Raw genomic sequence first — 16,778 nt, forward strand, 5'->3', positions numbered from 1 at the left:
CGGCAATGTGATCCCTAGTCCAAGTTCCGTCCCGGTCCCGATCCCTCGGTGCCGGGGCAGTATTTATGTTGACCCCGTGTCCATCGTCCGCCGCGCCCTAACGATAGGGTGCGTCGGCTTCAAGGTTGGCCGCGATGGCCCGTTCCCACTTGTCACCATTCGAAAGCAGCTTGGCCTTGTCGTAAAGCAGCTCTTCGCGCGTTTCGGTGGCGTATTCGAAATTTGGTCCCTCGACGATGGCATCCACCGGACAAGCTTCCTGACAGAAGCCGCAATAGATGCACTTGGTCATGTCGATGTCGTAGCGGGTGGTGCGGCGGCTGCCGTCTTCACGCGGTTCGCTCTCGATGGTGATCGCCTGCGCGGGGCACACGGCCTCGCACAGCTTGCACGCAATGCAGCGTTCCTCGCCGTTCGGATAGCGCCGCAAGGCATGCTCACCGCGGAAGCGGGGCGAAAGCGGGGCCTTCTCGAAGGGATAGTTGATCGTCACCTTGGGCCTGAAGAAATATTTCAGCGTCAAGGCGTGCGCCTTGAGGAATTCCCAGAGGGTGAACGATTTGATGAGGTGGGAGACGGTGGTCATGACTGGCCTCTCACAGCGACAGGCTGCGCAGGGGTGGTTTGGACGATTTCGGTGGAGGTCGCAGGCGCCGTCGGCGCTATCGAGCGGTCAAAATGCCCAGTCGCCATCAGATACCCGCTGGTCACCGCGACAAACACGAGGCTCATCGGCAGGAACACCTTCCACCCGAGGCGCATCAGCTGGTCATAGCGGTAGCGCGGCACGGTCGCCCAGATCCAGCTGAACATGAAGAAGAACATGAAGGTCTTCAGCAGGAACCAGATGATCCCCGGCACCATGTAGAGGACCGGAATGTCGAGCGGCGGCAGCCACCCGCCCCAGAACAACAGCGTGTTCAGCGAGCACATCAGCAGGATGTTCGCATACTCGCCGAGCCAGAACAGCGCGAAGCTCATCGAGGAATATTCGGTCTGGTAGCCCGCGACGAGCTCGCTTTCCGCCTCGGTGAGGTCGAAGGGCGCGCGCGCGGTTTCGGCGAGCGAGGAGATGAAGAACACCACCCACATCGGGAACAGCAGCGGGTGCACGACATAGGCGTTGATCAGCCCAAGGCCGAAACCGCGCTGCTCGTTGACGATGCCCGAGAGGTTGAACGTGCCTGCAAACAGCACCACGCACACCAGCACGAAGCCGATCGACACCTCGTAGGAAATCATTTGCGCCGAGGCGCGCATCGCCGAGAAGAACGGGTATTTGGAGTTCGACGCCCACCCGCTCATCACCACGCCGTAAACCCCCATTGAGGAGATCGCGAGGATGTAGAGCAGGCCCACGTTGATATCGGCCAACACCACGCCCGCCGAGAATGGGATCACCGCCCAGGCCGCCAGCGCGACGGTGAATGTGATGATCGGAGCGAGGAGGAAGATGCCCTTGTTCGCGGCTGACGGGATGATGGTTTCTTGCAGGAAGACCTTCAAACCGTCGGCGAAAGACTGCAGCAAGCCGAACGGCCCGACCACATTCGGCCCTCGCCGCATCATGATCGCGCCCAGCACCTTGCGGTCGACATAGATCACCATGGCGACACTGAACATGACGAGCAGCGAAATCACAATGATCCCGGTCAGCGTCGCGACGGTCCAGGCCCATTCGTAGCTGAGGCCGAGGGATTGGAAGAAGGCGGTCATTCCGCAGCCTCCTTCACATCGGCCCCATGAAGCAGCTCATCCGAGCAACGCTGCATCACCTCGCTGGCGCGGGCGATGGGGTTGGTGAGGTAGAAGTCCTTGATCGGGTAGCCCACAAGCTCGCCTTCGAACTTCGCGCCGGCGTCTGCCTTGGGCAGCGCGCCGTAATCTGCGAGGCCCTCTTCGCCCAGCGCCGGGACCGCAGCGATCATCTTGGCCTGCAATGCGGCAAAGCTGTCGAAGCCGACGGTTACGCCAAGCGCATCGGCGAGCGCGCGCAGGATCGTCCAATCCTCGCGGGCATCGCCGGGGGCGAAGACCGCCTTCTCGGCGAACTGCACCCGGCCTTCGGCGTTGACGTAGGTGCCGTCCTTCTCGGCATAGGATGCGCCCGGAAGGATGATGTCAGCGTGATGCGCACCCTTGTCGCCGTGGTGACCGATAAAGACCTTGAGGCTGTTCGGAAACGCCGCGTAATCCATCTCGTCCGCACCGAGGCTGAGCAGCACCTTGGGCGAAGCCGCAGCGATATCGCCCATCCCGCCGGGAAGCGTGAAGCCGAGCATCAGCGAGGCCATGCGCGCCGCCGAAATGTGCAGCACGTTGAAGCCGTTCCAACCGTCCTTCACCAGACCGAACTTGTCGATCAGCTTCAGGCCCGCCGGAAGCGCGCCCTTCGCCAGCGCCGCCGCGCCGAGGATCACCGCCGGACGCTTCGCGGACTTCATGACGTCACCCAATTCCTTGGGGATGCGGTTCAGCAGCTTGAGGTCGGAGCCGAGGAAAGTCGCCGGATAGGTCGGGTTCCACTCGGAGCCGATAATATAGACCTTCGCCCCCGCCTTCACCGCCTTGCGCAGGCGGACATTGAGCAGCGCGGCTTCCCAGCGGACATTGCTGCCCACGATGAGGATTGCGTCAGCGGTCTCGATCCCTGCGAAGGTCGAGTTAAAGTTCACAGCCGCAAGGTTCGACACGTCATAGGTCATGCCGGTCTGGCGCGCTTCGGTGAGCTGCGAACCGCAGGCGTTGACCAAAGCCTTGGCGGCAAACATCGTCTCGGCATCGAGCAGATCGCCAGCGACCGCCGCGATGCTCGCCTTGTCGCCTTCCAGAGCGCCCGCGATCAGGCCGAACGCCTCGGTCCACTCGGCAGGCTGGAGTTTGCCGTCACGGCGCACCCACACCCGGTCCAAGCGCCGCTTGGTCAGACCATCGACCTGATAGCGGCCCTTGTCCGACAGCCACTCCTCGTTGACGTCGTCATTCACCCGCGGAAGCGCGCGCATGACTTCGCGGCCCTTGGAATGGAGCGTGATGTTGGCGCCCACCGCGTCGGAGACGTCGATGCTGAGCGTCTTCTTCAGCTCCCACGGCCGCGCCTCAAACGCATAGGGCCGCGAGGTCAGTGCGCCGACCGGGCACAGGTCGATGACGTTGGCCGAAAGCTCGTGCGCCGCCGCCTGCTCGAGATAGGTGGTGATCTGCATATCCTCGCCGCGATACAGCGCGCCGATCTCGTCCACGCCCGCGATCTCTTCCGAGAAGCGCACGCAGCGGGTGCAGTGGATGCAGCGGGTCATAATCGTCTTGATCAGCGGGCCCATGTATTTCTCGGTCACCGCACGCTTGTTCTCGTGATAGCGCGAGCCGCCGCGGCCATAGGCGACCGCCTGATCCTGCAGATCGCACTCACCGCCCTGATCGCAGATCGGGCAATCGAGCGGGTGGTTGATGAGCAGGAACTCCATCACCCCCTCGCGGGCCTTCTTGACCATCGGGGAGTCGGTGCGGATTTCCTGACCCTCGGCAGCGGGAAGCGCGCAAGAGGCCTGCGGCTTGGGCGGCCCGGGCTTCACCTCGACAAGGCACATCCGGCAATTGCCCGCGATGCTCAGGCGCTCGTGATAGCAGAAGCGCGGGATTTCCTTGCCCGCCAGCTCGCACGCCTGCAACACAGTCGCGCCCGCCGGGACTTCGATTTCCTGACCGTCTACGGTGACTTTAGGCATTACTCGGCTGCCTCTTGGAATTGCGCATTATGCTCGTTGATCCGCCGCTCAAGCTCAGGCCGGAAGTGGCGGATGAGGCCCTGAATCGGCCACGCCGCCGCATCGCCCAGCGCGCAGATGGTGTGTCCTTCGACCTGCTTGGTGACTTCCTGCAGCATGTCGATTTCCTCGATTGCTGCGTCCCCGGTGCGCAGGCGTTCCATCATGCGCCACATCCAGCCCGTGCCCTCGCGGCAGGGGGTGCACTGGCCGCAGCTTTCGTGTTTGTAGAAATAGCTCAGGCGGCTGATCGCGCGGACGATGTCGGTCGACTTGTCCATCACGATAACCGCCGCCGTGCCGAGGCCGGAGCCCAGTTCCTTCAGCCCGTCGAAATCCATCGGCGCGTTACGGATCTGCGCGGCCGGGACCAGCGGCACGGACGAACCGCCGGGGATCACCGCGAGCAGGTTATCCCACCCGCCGCGAATGCCGCCGCAGTGCTTTTCGATCAGCTCTTCAAACGAGATGCTCATCGATTCTTCAACCACGCAGGGCTTTTCCACGTGGCCAGAAATCTGGAACAGCTTGGTGCCCTTGTTGTTCTCGCGCCCGAAGCTTGAGAACCAAGATGCCCCGCGCCGCAAAATCGTTGGCGCGACCGCGATACTTTCGACATTGTTGACCGTGGTCGGGCAGCCATAGAGGCCTGCGCCCGCCGGGAACGGGGGCTTGAGGCGCGGCTGGCCCTTCTTGCCTTCAAGGCTCTCGATCATCGCGGTCTCTTCGCCGCAGATGTAGGCGCCCGCGCCGCGGTGCATGAAGACGTCGAAATCATAGCCCGAACCGCAGGAGTTCTTGCCGATCAGCCCGGCTTCGTAAGCCTGATGGATCGCGGCCTGAAGCGTTTCGGCCTCACGGATGTATTCGCCGCGCACGTAGATATAGGCCGCCCGGGCACGCATCGCGAAGCCGGCGACCAGCGCGCCTTCGACCAATTTGTGCGGATCATGGCGCAGGATTTCGCGGTCCTTGCAGGAACCGGGCTCGGATTCGTCGGCGTTGATGACGAGGAAGCTCGGACGGCCGTCGCGCGATTCCTTGGGCATGAAGCTCCACTTGAGCCCGGTGGGGAACCCTGCCCCGCCGCGCCCGCGCAGGCCCGATGCCTTCATCTCTTCGATAATCGCTTCCGGCCCGCGCGCCAGCAGAGCCTTGGTGTCGTCCCAGTCGCCGCGCGCCTGCGCTGCCTTCAGGCCCCAGTCCTGGAAGCCATAGACGTTGGTGAAGATGCGGTCCTTATCCGCGAGCATCGCTGCGTCCTTCTTCTTCGGCCTTCTTCTTAGCGCGCTTGATCCGCACCAACGAAATCACTTGAAACATCAGGCCCATACCCATCAGGATCACGCCCATCTCGAACGGGCCCGTCGCCGTCAGCACCGCTCCCAGCGCAAAACCGGTGAGGCCGAGGATGGCAAAGGCGAGGGTCACCGGATTCATCCGATCGCTCCCGACTGCCACAGGCCCGCAAGCACTGCGATGATGAGCAGGATCACGCCGACGCGCACCAGCCCCATCAGCACCTTATAGGCGATGAAGGCCAGCAGCAGCGCGCCGAAGATGGAGACGACTGCGGTCACCACTCGCCCCGATAATCGTGATTGGCGCTGACCATGTCCTTCAGCGAGGTCGGACCGCCCGAAGGCTCAGACGTGTGCCGCCCAGGCTCCTGCGTGCCAGCCTTGGGCGTCTGGCCCGCGGCCAGCGCATCGAGCACCGCGTCGAGGCGTTCCGGCGTCAGATCTTCGTAATTGTCGTCGTTGATCTGGACCATCGGCGCGGTGGCGCAGTTGCCCATGCATTCGACTTCGGTGAGGGTCCACAGGCCATCGGCCGAAACGTGGCCCTTCTCCATCCCGCGCTTCTTGCAGGCGGCGATGATATCGTCCGAGCCGCGCAGCATGCAGGGCGTGGTTCCGCACACCTGCACGTGGAATTTGCCCACGGGCGTCAGGTTATACATGAAGTAGAAGCTGGCGACTTCGAGCACGCGGATTACCGGCATCCCGAGATAGGCAGCGACATATTCGATCACCGGCAGCGGTAGCCAGCCCTGCGTGTCAGTCTCCGCGCCGACCTGCCGCTGGGCGAGATCAAGCAACGGCATCACCGCCGAGCGTTGACGCCCTTCGGGATACTTGGCGATGTGCCAGTCGGCGGTTTTCTTGTTTTCCGGCGTCCACGCAAACGCGCTCCAGCGGGCGCGCAGTTCAGGGGTGTCGGGTGCGGGGGTACGGTCAGCCATTAGCGGATGAACTCCACGCGAGAGCACTTGTCGCCCTCGAAGGAATAGACGGACATGACTTCGAAGGGCTCGGCGGTGGCCGAACGGTAGACCCGTTCATGCAGCACAGCATACTCGCCCAATTCGTAGCCTGTGATGATTTCAGCCCGGTTCTCGGGAAACTCGGCGAACATCGCCTTGAGCCCGGTGCGCGTGCCTTCGCGCCCCTCACGGATCACCGCCCCGCGATAGCCTGCCTCGCAGGCATTATCCGTCATCAGCGACACATAGGCATCGGCATCCTGCGCATTGTAATGCGCGATCATCTGCTCGGCGATGGCGAGGCGGTTAGTCATCGTCACTTAGCTTTTTGAATGCGCGGTTCGCGCAGTATATCTGCATCAAACAAACACCGAAGAACGCGACCATTGGGGGAATGAAGTTGGGGCTGGCTCGGTCTTCCCCCGCAAAGACGAGATAAACAAGCAGGAGGAAAGCAGGCAAACCAATGACCCAAGTGATCGCTTTGGCCCAAGTCGGCAATGCTGCCCACGCCCAACCTTCATCAACAAAGGCCTCTTGCTGCTTATCGTTGAAGGTGCTCACCGGTCGCACTCCCCGAACACCACATCGATCGCACCCAGAATGGCGGTAGCGTCGGGGAGCATGTGGCCTTTGCACATAAAGTCCATCGCCTGAAGGTGCGAGAACGCCGTGGGGCGGATCTTGCAGCGGTAGGGCTTGTTGGTGCCGTCGCTGACGAGATAGACGCCGAATTCGCCCTTGGGGCTTTCGGTCGCCACGTAAACCTCGCCCGCAGGCACGTGGAAGCCTTCGGTATAGAGCTTGAAGTGGTGGATCAGCGCTTCCATCGACTGCTTCATCTCGCCGCGTTTGGGCGGGGAAACCTTGCCGTCGCTGCTCGCAATCGGCCCCTGCGGCATATCGCGCAGACACTGGCGGATGATCTTGGCGCTTTCGTAGACTTCCTTCACGCGCACCATGAAGCGGTCATAGCAGTCCGAATTGGTGCCGACCGGAATGTCGAATTCCATGCGGTCATAGACGTCGTAGGGCTGGCTCTTGCGCAGATCCCACGGAATGCCCGCCGCGCGGATCATCGGGCCGCTAAAGCCCCAAGCAATCGCGTCCTCGCGGCTGACGATGGCGATATCGACATTGCGCTGCTTGAAGATGCGGTTGTCGAGCACAAGGCTCATCGCGTCTTCGAACAGCTGGAAGAAGCGATTATCGAGCCAGTCGCCAATGTCGACCAGCAGCTTTTCTGGCACGTCCTGATGGACACCGCCCGGGCGGAAGTATGCGCTGTGCATCCGCGCGCCGCTCGCCCGCTCGAAGAAGTTCAGGCAATCTTCGCGGAGGTCCATGATCCACAAGTTCGGCGTGAACGCGCCGACATCGAGGATGTGCGCGCCCATGTTGAGCATGTGGTTGCAGATGCGGGTCAGCTCGGCGAAGAGCACGCGCAGATATTGCGCGCGGATCGGCACTTCGAGATTCAGCAGCTTTTCGATGGCGAGCACATAGGAATGCTCCATCGCCAGCGGCGAACAATAGTCGAGCCGGTCGAAATACGGCAGCGCTTGCAGGTAGGTCTTGTGCTCGATCAGCTTTTCGGTGCCGCGGTGAAGCAAGCCAATATGCGGATCAATCCGCTCGATCACTTCGCCGTCCAGCTCCATCACCATGCGCAGCACGCCGTGCGCAGCCGGGTGCTGAGGGCCGAAGTTGATGGTGTAGTTGGAGATGACCTCGCCGGTGGTTGTGAGCGATTCTTCGCGTTGCATGGTCACTTTCCGCCCTCCTTCGAGGTGGGATCGGGCGCACCGGGGGCGTCTTGGGTGCTAGCCTTCTGCGCGGCCGAAGTACGCTTCTCGGCGTTGGCATTGGCCGCAGCGCCTGCCCCGGTCTGACCGGGCTTTTCAGTGGTCTTCACATCATTCACCGTCGGCGCACCGCGCGATTTTTCATCGCCGGGCAGCTCGTAATCAGCGCCTTCCCAAGGGCTGAGGAAGTCGAAGCTGCGCATTTCCTGCGCCAGTTCGACGGGTTCGTACACCACGCGCTTTTCCTCTTCGGAATAGCGCAATTCGGTGTAGCCCGTCATCGGGAAGTCCTTGCGGAACGGGTGGCCTTCGAAGCCATAATCGGTGAGGATGCGGCGCAGATCCGGGTTGCCGGCGAACGTCACGCCGTACATGTCGAACACCTCGCGCTCGAGCCAGCCGGCATTGGGCCACAGCGTGGTGACGGTCGGCACCGGCGTATCCTCGGAGGCCGAGCACTTGACCATCACGCGGTGGTTCTTGGTCAGGCTCTGGAGCATGTAGACGACTTCGAACCGTTCGGCCCGGTCGGGGTAATCGACGCCCGCGATCTCCATCAGCTGCTGATAGGCGTGATCATCGCGCAGCGTCTCAAGCACGCGGGCGATATCGTCGCGCTTCACGCGGAAGCTGACTTCGCCGTGGGCTTCGCCAGCGTCAATCAGCCAGACGCTGATGCTCTCGCTGATTGCGTCAATCACGCCTTCATTCGAGGCAAACTTCGGAGCGGAATGGAGAACGGCCATGCGCCCTTACCTCTCGATCGTGCCGACGCGGCGGATCTTCCGCTGCAACTGCATGACGCCGTAAAGCAGCGCTTCGGCGGTCGGCGGGCAGCCGGGAACGTAGATGTCGACCGGCACAATCCGGTCGCAGCCGCGCACGACGCTGTAGGAATAGTGGTAATAGCCGCCGCCATTGGCGCAGCTGCCCATGCTGATCACATATTTAGGATCGGACATCTGGTCATAGACCTTGCGCAGCGCCGGGGCCATCTTGTTGCATAGCGTGCCGGCGACGATCATCACATCCGACTGGCGCGGGGACGCGCGCGGGGCCGCGCCGAAGCGCTCCATGTCATAACGCGGCATGTTGACGTGGATCATCTCGACCGCGCAGCAGGCGAGCCCGAAGGTCATCCACCACAGCGAGCCAGTGCGCGCCCATTGGAACAGGTCCTCGGTCGAAGTGACGAGGAAGCCCTTGTCATTCACCTCGGTCTGCATCGCGGTGAAATAGGACGCATCGGGCTGACGCACATCACCGCCAGCGGCGGTCGTCAGCGCGGAAATGTCGGGCAGTCCTTGGGGAGGAGTAACGATGGTATTCATTCCCAGTCCAACGCCCCTTTCTTCCATTCATAAGCAAGCCCGACCGCGAGGATGAACAGGAACACCATCATGCCGCCCCAGCCAACCCAGCCCGTCTCACCCAGACTGACCGCCCAGGGGAACAGGAAGGCGGCTTCGAGGTCGAACACGATGAAGCTGATCGCGACCAGATAGAAGCGCACGTCAAACTGGCTGCGCGCATCTTCGAACGCGGGGAAGCCGCATTCATACTCGGAGAGCTTTTCCGCATCGGGATTGTGGGTGCCCGTGAGGCGCGACACCGCCATGGGCGCGACCACAAACAGGATCGAGAGCCCGAAAGCCACGAGCACGAATAACAGTATCGGCAGATACTGACTGAGGTCGACCACGACGATGTCCAAGCTGTTAATCCCGTTCGTCGCCCTAAGCCTGTCGCACGCGGGGCGCAAGCCTGCGACTCGCGGAAAACCCCTCAGGTATGTTGCAGGAAATCGAACAAAGGTTGCGACAGGTCGTTCAGCGCGGCGCGAGCCGCAAGCGGCGGATCACGCTGGGGATGGCGGTCATGCCGTCGCGCAGGCGCCCTTGTTCGTAACGGTCCCACTGGCCGGTGGCGACATAGTAGAGCGCTCCTTTGGCGATGCTGCCGCCCAGCGGCTCGGTCCAATCGGGGTGCGCTTGTTCCAAGATGAGGTGTCCGATGATCCGAGTGCCGTCCTCAGAAAGAGCGAAGGCACTAATCCGCATCGGACTGGTGCCGTTCTGCACCGCAATAAGCTCGCGGCCATGCAGCCACAGCCCATCCACCCCGTCGAGCGCGGCCGGAACGTCGCTGGAAAGCCGCGTCAGCGCGCCGCTGGCGAGCTCGATCACTGCGAGGCCATAGCGGTAATCGCTGACATAAAGCCGCGCCCCGTCCGCACTGACCGCCAGCCCTTGGGGCGAGCGCAGTGCCCCGGGCCCGACCAGCGCTGACAGCTCGGCCGCAGACGGCGAAGCGCGATAGATGCCGCCGCCCACGGGGTCGCTGGCATAGACCGTGCCGTCCGGCCCGGCCGCGAGATCGGACACGGCCACACCTGCCGGAGCAGGAATAAGGCGAAACTCGCTGGGTTCGCCGGTCAATCCGATCAAGCCGGAGAACCGTTCCGGATCAACGGGCGAACCGTCGATATTGCCCGACGCGATCCAGCCCGTCCGCCCATCGGGGGCAGAGACAATGCCAGACAGGGCATAAGCGCGCGGGGTTGCGATCTCCTCCCACGCGTCGCCGGGCCCGCGAGCATAAACGGACCGGAGAGAGACCGAGGTTGCCAACGCTTCGATGCCGTTTGGCGCGACAAACACGCTCTCGATTAACCCGGCTTCGGCCTGTACCTCGTCAAAGATAGTGCTTGCAGCGACCACCTCGGCGGTGGGCAACAGCAGCGCGCGCGCAGCCTCGGCGTGGGCCGCGCCGATCAGGACCGGGATCTGCGCCTGCGCGCGCTCGCTGAATACATGACCGCGCTCCCGAAGCCACGCGAGACTGGCGAGCGCCCCCGCGCAATCGCCCGCCTCAAGTTGCGCATTGAACAACCGCAGCCGCACGCTGGCGCTGTCAGGAAAATCGCGCGCCAGCTGCTCCAGCCCTGCGACATCCGCGATAGCGCCCGTCGCAGGATCGACCGCGCGCCACGCCGGCGGCTCCTCAGCACCGAGCGGCGCCAACAGAAGCACAGCCAGCGCGGCGGCGAGCGCCTTCATTTCATCATGTTCGCCGCAGCCTTCTCGGTCGCCTTGCCATAGGGCGGCTTCATGCCGGCGAGCTTGGCGATGTCGATCTTGGGCTGGTGATAGACCGCGCGGGCGTGGCTGAATTCGCGGAAGCCCTCGATCGCGTGGTAGCTGCCCATCCCCGACGGGCCGACCCCGCCGAACGGAAGGTCTTCCATCGATACGTGGAACACCACGTCATTGGTGGTCACTCCGCCCGAGATGGTCCTTGTCAGCACGCGCTCCTGCTCGCCCTTGTCCTCACCGAAGTAATAAAGGCCGAGCGGGCGGTCATGCTCGTTGATGTAATCCACCGCCTGATCAACCGCCTTGTAGGTCATCACCGGCAGAACCGGGCCGAAGATTTCCTCCTGCATCGCGGCCATGCCGTCGTTCACATTCTTGAGGATCGTGAGCGGCATCTTGCGCTGGTTGGAGTTGGCGAAATCCTCGCTCGCCGGATTGACCTCGATCACCTCGGCGCCCTTGCCCTTGGCGTCGGACACGAGGCCCTGCAAGCGCTCGAAATGACGGTCGGATACGATCGAGGCATAATCGTCATTGTCGAGCAGAGTGGGATACATCGCGCTCGCTGCGCCAACGACGCCCGCCACGGCCTCGTCCTGCTTGTCTTCGGGCACGATCAGGTAGTCAGGCGCAAGGCAGATCTGGCCCGCGTTCATCATCTTGCCGAGCGCAATCCGCTCCCCCGCCTTGGCGAAGTCGGCGCTGCGCCCCATGATGACGGGCGACTTGCCGCCGAGTTCGAGCGTCACGGGCACGAGATTCGCTGCGGCGGCCTGCATCACGCGGCGGCCGGTTGCGGTCGATCCGGTGAAGACGAGATGATCGAACGGCAGCGAGGAGAATGCCGCGGCGACTTCGGGGCTGCCGGTCACGACAGCGACTTCCTCAGGTGCGAAATATTCCGCCGTCAGCTCAGCCATCAACTCGCTGGTGCGCTCGGTGAATTCAGATGGCTTAATCATCGCCCGGTTGCCCGCGGCCAACACCTGCATCAGCGGGCCGAAAGCCAACTGCACCGGGAAGTTCCACGGCGAGAGAATGCCGATCACGCCCTTGGGTTCGTAACGCACCTCGGCCTTGGCCCCCAACAGGCCGAGCGGGAATTGCACCTTGCGCTTTTCAGGCTTGGCCCAAGCGTCGAGGTGCTTGAGTGCATGATTGCCCGCCCCAACCGTGGCGGCAATATCGGTCAGCATTGACTGCGCGTAGGAACGATTGCCGAAATCGGCGCTCATCGCCTTGGCGAAGGCCTCACCGTGGTCCTTCACCAGTGCCATCGCGCGGCGGATGCGGTCCTTGCGCTGCGACAGCGGCTCTGGGCGCGAGGCGGTGAAGGCGGCGCGCTGGCGCGCAAGCAGGGCTTCGAGTTCATCGCGGCGATCATCGGCCATGTCATTCTCCCGTGAGACATAGATGCGTTTTCATTTGCGACGCGTTCTCGCCCAAAGGCGTAGCCAAGGCAAGGCGCTTCGATCCGGGCCGTGATTGCGTTTGACGCATTGCAGCATTACATCCGCCACCGGAACACCCCCCATGTCACGCAAGGACTTTGCCATGACCCAGCTCTCCCCCGCCGATCCGATCGTGATCCTCTCCTACGCCCGCACCCCGATGGGCGCGATGCAGGGCGCGTTGTCCGATGTGTCGGCGACCGATCTGGGCGCTGTCGCGGTCAAGGCTGCGGTTGAGCGCGCGGGCGTGGCGGGCGAGGATATTGACCGTGCCTATATGGGCTGCGTGCTGCCCGCTGGGCTTGGGCAAGCACCAGCGCGTCAGGCGGCGATCAAGGCGGGCTTGCCGCTTTCGGTCGAGGCGACCACGGTCAACAAGGTCTGCGGCAGCGGTATGCAGACCGTGATCATGGGCAGCGAAGCGCTCGCCAGCGGCACGGTCGATGTGGTGGTCGCAGGCGGGATGGAGAGCATGACCAATGCGCCTTACCTGCTCAAAAAGCACCGCTCGGGCGCGCGGCTCGGGCATGACACGGCCTATGACCACATGTTCCTCGATGGCCTCGAAGACGCTTACGAGCCAGGCCGGGCCATGGGCACCTTCGCGCAGGACACCGCCAATGCCTACCAGATGACCCGCGAGGACATGGACGCCTATTCGATCGAGTCGCTTGCCCGCGCCAACCGCGCGATTGCCAGCGGCGCCTTCGCTGACGAAGTGGTGGCTGTCACGGTTTCGACCCGTACGGGCGACGTGGTGGTCGAACATGACGAAGCCCCCGGCAAGGGCCGCCCCGACAAGATCCCGCAGCTGAAGCCCGCCTTTGCCAAGGACGGGACGATCACGGCCGCCACCTCAAGCTCGATCTCGGACGGGGCGGCCGCAGTTGTGCTGACCCGTGCCAGCATCGCCGAGGCCAAGGGCCTTACACCGGTCGCCCGCGTGGTCGCGATTGCGTCCCACGCCCAAGCCCCCGCGCAGTTCACCACCGCGCCGATCCCCGCGATCCAGAAGGTCCTCGCCCGCGCTGGCTGGGGCGTGGACGATGTCGATCTGTTCGAGGTGAACGAGGCTTTCGCCTGCGTCGCGATGTTCGCGATGCGTGACCTCGGCATCCCGCACGACAAGATCAACGTGAACGGCGGCGGCACCGCACTCGGTCACCCGATCGGGGCGAGCGGCACGCGGATCATCGTCACCTTGCTCAATGCGCTGAAGCAACAGGGCAAGACACGCGGCGTCGCCTCGCTGTGCATCGGCGGCGGGGAAGCGACGGCGGTTGCGGTCGAACTGATCTGATTTGGGCGCGCTGGGCGGCGTTATTCGTCGCCCGGCAGCGTGTCAGAGCCCCACAGGCGCGCGGCGCTTATCCAGCCCTTGCGCCCAGCAATATCGACCTCGCACCAGCCCGTGCGGCACGCCTTGAGCTTGGTGACCACGCCCGGTTCGGCCCGCCATTTCACGGCCGCCGCTGTGCTGGGCTCGGCTCGTACCTCGGCAAGACCCGCTCCGATCACCAACCCGCCCCGCGCCGGATCGAGCTGGCTCGAAGCCACCCAGCCCTGCGTGCCTTCGTGGTCTTCGACCAGACGCCAACCTTCGCGCACCCGAACCACCTTCACCGGCATCCCCTGCCGCAGATAGACCCAGGTGACGGGATATTCCGCGCTCGGCCCAACGCGCATATTGACCTTCTCGTACCGCAGGCTCGCCCAATAGGGCAGCGTCCGATCCTGCGCGCTGAGCGGCGCGATCATGAAGGTTGCGGCCAGCATCAGCACAAGGCCGAGCGTCGAGAAGAAACGGAATCTCTGCATTCCCGATGCGATAGCGCCTTAGCCCCTGCGGATTCAAGCAGCGCGAGTGCATCCGCGCCTTGACCGCGAAGCCCCAGTAGCATTAGCCCGTCAGCCATGACCCAGCGCCCCACCCGTCCGCTCGCCAATGTCCCGCGCGTTATCGTCACCCGCCACCTGATGCCGGAGGTCGAGGCGCGGATGCGCGAGCTGTTCGATGTGGTGCTGAACGCAAGCGATGTGCCGCTCACGCGCGAGCAATTGGCCAAGGCGATGCAAGACTGTGATGTGCTGGTGCCGACCGTAACTGACCGGATCGACGCCGATCTGATCGCCGGTGCTGGCGAGCGGCTGGGCCTGATCGCCAATTTTGGCGCTGGCACCGAGCATATCGACCTGCCCGCCGCCGCCGCGCGCAAGATCCTCGTCACCAACACCCCCGGCGTCTTCACCGATGATACGGCCGATATCGCCATGGCGGGTATCATCGGCGTGCCGCGCCGGATTCGCGAAGGCACAGGCCTCGTGCGCAGCGGCAAGTGGACCGGCTGGGCGCCATCAGGCCTGCTCGGACGCAAGTTGGCAGGCAAGGTGCTCGGCATCATCGGCATGGGCCGCATCGGCCAGGCGGTCGCCCACCGTGCCCGCGCCTTCGGGCTGGAAATCGCCTATTATAACCGCAAGCCGCTGCCCGAAGCGCTCGAACGGATGCTGGGCGTACGCTATGTCGGCGATGTCGATGCGCTGATGGCCGAGGCCGATATCCTCACCCTGCACTGCCCGCTGACCGAGGACACCCGCCACCTGATCGACGCGCGCCGGATCGCGCTGATGAAGCCGGGCAGCAGCATCATCAACACCGCGCGCGGCGAATTGATCGATCAGGAAGCGCTGATCGCAGCGCTGGAATCGGGGCATCTGGCCGGCGCCGGGCTCGACGTGTACCCGGACGAGCCCCACGTCGACCCGCGCCTGATCGCGCATCCCAACGTGATGACCCTCCCCCACATCGGCAGCGCCACGGCCGAGGGGCGCGAGGATTCGGGCCACAAGGTGATCGCCAACATCCGCATGTGGGCCGACGGCCACCGCCCGCCCGATCAGGTGCTGACAGCGCTGGTGTGGGGCTGATCGCCGCCAACACCGCGCCGCAGGGTCAATCCCCCGTCAAAATCCGCTCGACCAGTTCGCCCACGCTCGGCGTGTAGCCGTTGGAGAAGAACGGATCGGTTTTGAAGCGGTAAGCGGCGTGGCCCGCGAAGGCGAGGTTGTTGTCCGGATCATCGCCGTGGGCAATGTCCTGCAACGTCTTCTGGATGCAGAAGCTGCGCGGGTCGGCCAGACGTCCGGTGGTGAAGTCGTCGTGGTCCTTCCAGCTGGAAAAACCGCAATGCGACAGGCAGCCCATGCAATCCTGCTGGTCCTTGCGGATGGTGTCGCGTGCTTCGGGGGTGACGAACACGATCGTGTCATCAGGGGTCTTGAGCGGCTCGGTATGACCGGCGCGCATCCACATTTCGGCCTTGGCCTTGTCTTCCGGCTTGACCCAGAAGCTGCGGGCCTTGCCGTCTTCGCCCAGCTGCACCGTGCCTTCTTCCACGCCGCGCTTGAAGTAAGGCACTTGGCGCTCCGAACGGTGCATCAGGTCATAGAGGAACGGGGTCTTCACCGCGCTCGAATAGAAGCCGGTGGGTGAGAACTTGTGGAGCAGCACATCACCGGGCTCGACGGTGCGCAGCAGGTCCTTCCAGATTTGCGGGATCGGGCTTTCCTGCGTCAGCAAGGGCCGCGTGCCGAACTGGAAGGCGATTTTGCCCAGCTCGGGATTGTCGATCCAGTTGTTCCATTCGCGCAGGTACCAGACCCCGCCCGCCATCACGATCGGCACGTCATCGCTGACGCCTTCGGCACGCATCATGTCGCGCAGCACCTTGACGCGCGGATAGGGATCTTCGGGCTTGGTCGGGTCTTCGGCGTTGGAAAGGCCATTGTGCCCGCCCGCCAGCCACGGGTCTTCATAGACCACAGCCGCCATCAGATCGGGCACCTTGTGATAGGACCGCTTCCACAGCGCGCGGAAGGCGCGGCCCGAACTCACGATCGGCAGGTAGCAGACGTTAAAGCGCGCCGCGATTTCGGCGAGCTTATAGGGCATCCCCGCCCCGCAAGTGACGCCGGTCACCATGCCGCGGGTGTTTTCCAGCACACCTTCGAGCACGGCCTGCGCCCCGCCCATTTCCCACAGCACGTTGATATTGATCGCGCCCTTGCCGTTCGCGATTTCATAGGCCTGTTTGACCTGCGTGGTCGCGCCGTCGATGGCGTAGCGGATCAGTTCCTGATGCCGTTCCTCACGGGTGCGGCCGTGGTAGATCTGAGGGATGGGATTGCCGTCATCGTCATAGCTGTCCGCATTGACCGCACTGACCGTGCCGATCCCGCCAGCAGCGGCCCAAGCGCCGGAACTCGCATGATTGGTTGCCGATACACCCTTGCCGCCTTCTACCAGCGGCCAGACTTCACGACCGCCATAAACGATCGGGCTCAATCCCTTGAACAATGAAAATCCCCTTTGCGCGAAAGCCGCGCTTTTCTAC

At 63.6% G+C, this 16,778-nt stretch carries 19 protein-coding genes; 2 read left to right on the forward strand and 17 right to left on the reverse strand.

Annotation, left to right across the window (positions count from 1 at the left end; all coding sequences use genetic code 11):
* Nucleotides 1-97: 97 nt before the first annotated feature.
* The 15 genes from nuoI to GRI59_RS10160 form a co-directional block, all read right to left on the reverse strand.
* The gene (gene nuoI, locus GRI59_RS10095) at nucleotides 98-586 is read right to left on the reverse strand and encodes an NADH-quinone oxidoreductase subunit NuoI (RefSeq protein WP_160761046.1); all 489 of its coding nucleotides are present in this window, start codon (nucleotides 584-586) and stop codon (nucleotides 98-100) included.
* Nucleotides 583-1,716 carry an NADH-quinone oxidoreductase subunit NuoH gene (gene nuoH, locus GRI59_RS10100; protein WP_237440770.1) on the reverse strand — a complete coding sequence of 378 codons (1,134 nt, stop codon included), beginning with the start codon at nucleotides 1,714-1,716 and terminating at the stop codon, nucleotides 583-585. The genes nuoI and nuoH overlap by 4 nt, the downstream gene beginning before the upstream one ends.
* Nucleotides 1,713-3,728 (reverse strand): NADH-quinone oxidoreductase subunit NuoG, encoded by a 2,016-nt coding sequence (gene nuoG / locus GRI59_RS10105; RefSeq protein ID WP_160761047.1) that lies wholly within the window; start codon nucleotides 3,726-3,728, stop codon nucleotides 1,713-1,715. The genes nuoH and nuoG overlap by 4 nt, the downstream gene beginning before the upstream one ends.
* A complete protein-coding gene (nuoF, locus tag GRI59_RS10110) occupies nucleotides 3,728-5,020 on the reverse strand; it encodes an NADH-quinone oxidoreductase subunit NuoF (protein ID WP_160761048.1) in 1,293 nt (430 codons plus the stop codon). Before nuoF ends, nuoG begins: the two co-directional genes overlap by 1 nt.
* Nucleotides 5,007-5,207, reverse strand: a complete 201-nt coding sequence (locus GRI59_RS10115) for a hypothetical protein (RefSeq protein ID WP_160761049.1) — start codon at nucleotides 5,205-5,207, stop codon at nucleotides 5,007-5,009. The genes nuoF and GRI59_RS10115 overlap by 14 nt, the downstream gene beginning before the upstream one ends.
* A complete protein-coding gene (locus tag GRI59_RS15635; protein ID WP_166546949.1) occupies nucleotides 5,204-5,347 on the reverse strand; it encodes a hypothetical protein in 144 nt (47 codons plus the stop codon). The genes GRI59_RS10115 and GRI59_RS15635 overlap by 4 nt, the downstream gene beginning before the upstream one ends.
* Complete coding sequence (nuoE, locus tag GRI59_RS10120) at nucleotides 5,344-6,012, reverse strand: NADH-quinone oxidoreductase subunit NuoE (RefSeq protein WP_160761050.1); 669 nt, start codon at nucleotides 6,010-6,012, stop codon at nucleotides 5,344-5,346. The genes GRI59_RS15635 and nuoE overlap by 4 nt, the downstream gene beginning before the upstream one ends.
* Complete coding sequence (locus GRI59_RS10125; RefSeq protein WP_160761051.1) at nucleotides 6,012-6,347, reverse strand: nuclear transport factor 2 family protein; 336 nt, start codon at nucleotides 6,345-6,347, stop codon at nucleotides 6,012-6,014. Before GRI59_RS10125 ends, nuoE begins: the two co-directional genes overlap by 1 nt.
* Nucleotides 6,340-6,597: a hypothetical protein gene (locus GRI59_RS10130; RefSeq protein ID WP_160761052.1), complete on the reverse strand. Its 258-nt coding sequence runs from the start codon at nucleotides 6,595-6,597 to the stop codon at nucleotides 6,340-6,342. The genes GRI59_RS10125 and GRI59_RS10130 overlap by 8 nt, the downstream gene beginning before the upstream one ends.
* A complete protein-coding gene (locus GRI59_RS10135; protein WP_160761053.1) occupies nucleotides 6,594-7,805 on the reverse strand; it encodes an NADH-quinone oxidoreductase subunit D in 1,212 nt (403 codons plus the stop codon). The genes GRI59_RS10130 and GRI59_RS10135 overlap by 4 nt, the downstream gene beginning before the upstream one ends.
* Complete coding sequence (locus tag GRI59_RS10140) at nucleotides 7,802-8,584, reverse strand: NADH-quinone oxidoreductase subunit C (protein ID WP_160761054.1); 783 nt, start codon at nucleotides 8,582-8,584, stop codon at nucleotides 7,802-7,804. Before GRI59_RS10140 ends, GRI59_RS10135 begins: the two co-directional genes overlap by 4 nt.
* Nucleotides 8,585-8,590: 6 nt before the next feature.
* The gene (locus tag GRI59_RS10145; protein WP_202390949.1) at nucleotides 8,591-9,169 is read right to left on the reverse strand and encodes a NuoB/complex I 20 kDa subunit family protein; all 579 of its coding nucleotides are present in this window, start codon (nucleotides 9,167-9,169) and stop codon (nucleotides 8,591-8,593) included.
* A complete protein-coding gene (locus tag GRI59_RS10150; RefSeq protein ID WP_160761620.1) occupies nucleotides 9,166-9,540 on the reverse strand; it encodes an NADH-quinone oxidoreductase subunit A in 375 nt (124 codons plus the stop codon). The genes GRI59_RS10145 and GRI59_RS10150 overlap by 4 nt, the downstream gene beginning before the upstream one ends.
* Nucleotides 9,541-9,667: 127 nt before the next feature.
* Nucleotides 9,668-10,897, reverse strand: coding sequence for an SMP-30/gluconolactonase/LRE family protein (locus tag GRI59_RS10155; protein ID WP_160761055.1), 1,230 nt, complete (start codon nucleotides 10,895-10,897; stop codon nucleotides 9,668-9,670).
* Nucleotides 10,894-12,324 carry a coniferyl aldehyde dehydrogenase gene (locus GRI59_RS10160; protein ID WP_160761056.1) on the reverse strand — a complete coding sequence of 477 codons (1,431 nt, stop codon included), beginning with the start codon at nucleotides 12,322-12,324 and terminating at the stop codon, nucleotides 10,894-10,896. The genes GRI59_RS10155 and GRI59_RS10160 overlap by 4 nt, the downstream gene beginning before the upstream one ends.
* A 163-nt stretch (nucleotides 12,325-12,487) precedes the next feature.
* Here GRI59_RS10160 and GRI59_RS10165 point away from each other — a divergent pair, with 163 nt between their 5' ends.
* Nucleotides 12,488-13,684, forward strand: coding sequence for a thiolase family protein (locus GRI59_RS10165; protein WP_160761057.1), 1,197 nt, complete (start codon nucleotides 12,488-12,490; stop codon nucleotides 13,682-13,684).
* A 20-nt stretch (nucleotides 13,685-13,704) separates the two neighbouring features.
* Here GRI59_RS10165 and GRI59_RS10170 read toward each other — a convergent pair whose 3' ends face one another.
* On the reverse strand, nucleotides 13,705-14,202 hold the full coding sequence (locus GRI59_RS10170; protein WP_160761058.1) for an SH3 domain-containing protein: 498 nt from the start codon (nucleotides 14,200-14,202) through the stop codon (nucleotides 13,705-13,707).
* A gap of 96 nt (nucleotides 14,203-14,298) precedes the next feature.
* On the opposite strand from GRI59_RS10170, the gene GRI59_RS10175 reads away from it, so the two are divergent.
* Nucleotides 14,299-15,312, forward strand: coding sequence for a 2-hydroxyacid dehydrogenase (locus tag GRI59_RS10175; protein ID WP_160761059.1), 1,014 nt, complete (start codon nucleotides 14,299-14,301; stop codon nucleotides 15,310-15,312).
* Between the two features lie 25 nt (nucleotides 15,313-15,337).
* On the opposite strand, the gene GRI59_RS10180 is transcribed toward GRI59_RS10175, so the two are convergent.
* Complete coding sequence (locus GRI59_RS10180; RefSeq protein WP_160761060.1) at nucleotides 15,338-16,741, reverse strand: NAD(P)H-dependent flavin oxidoreductase; 1,404 nt, start codon at nucleotides 16,739-16,741, stop codon at nucleotides 15,338-15,340.
* Between the last annotated feature and the right edge of the window lie 37 nt (nucleotides 16,742-16,778).

The organism is Erythrobacter ramosus, from assembly GCF_009828055.1.
GTDB lineage: Bacteria > Pseudomonadota > Alphaproteobacteria > Sphingomonadales > Sphingomonadaceae > Erythrobacter > Erythrobacter ramosus.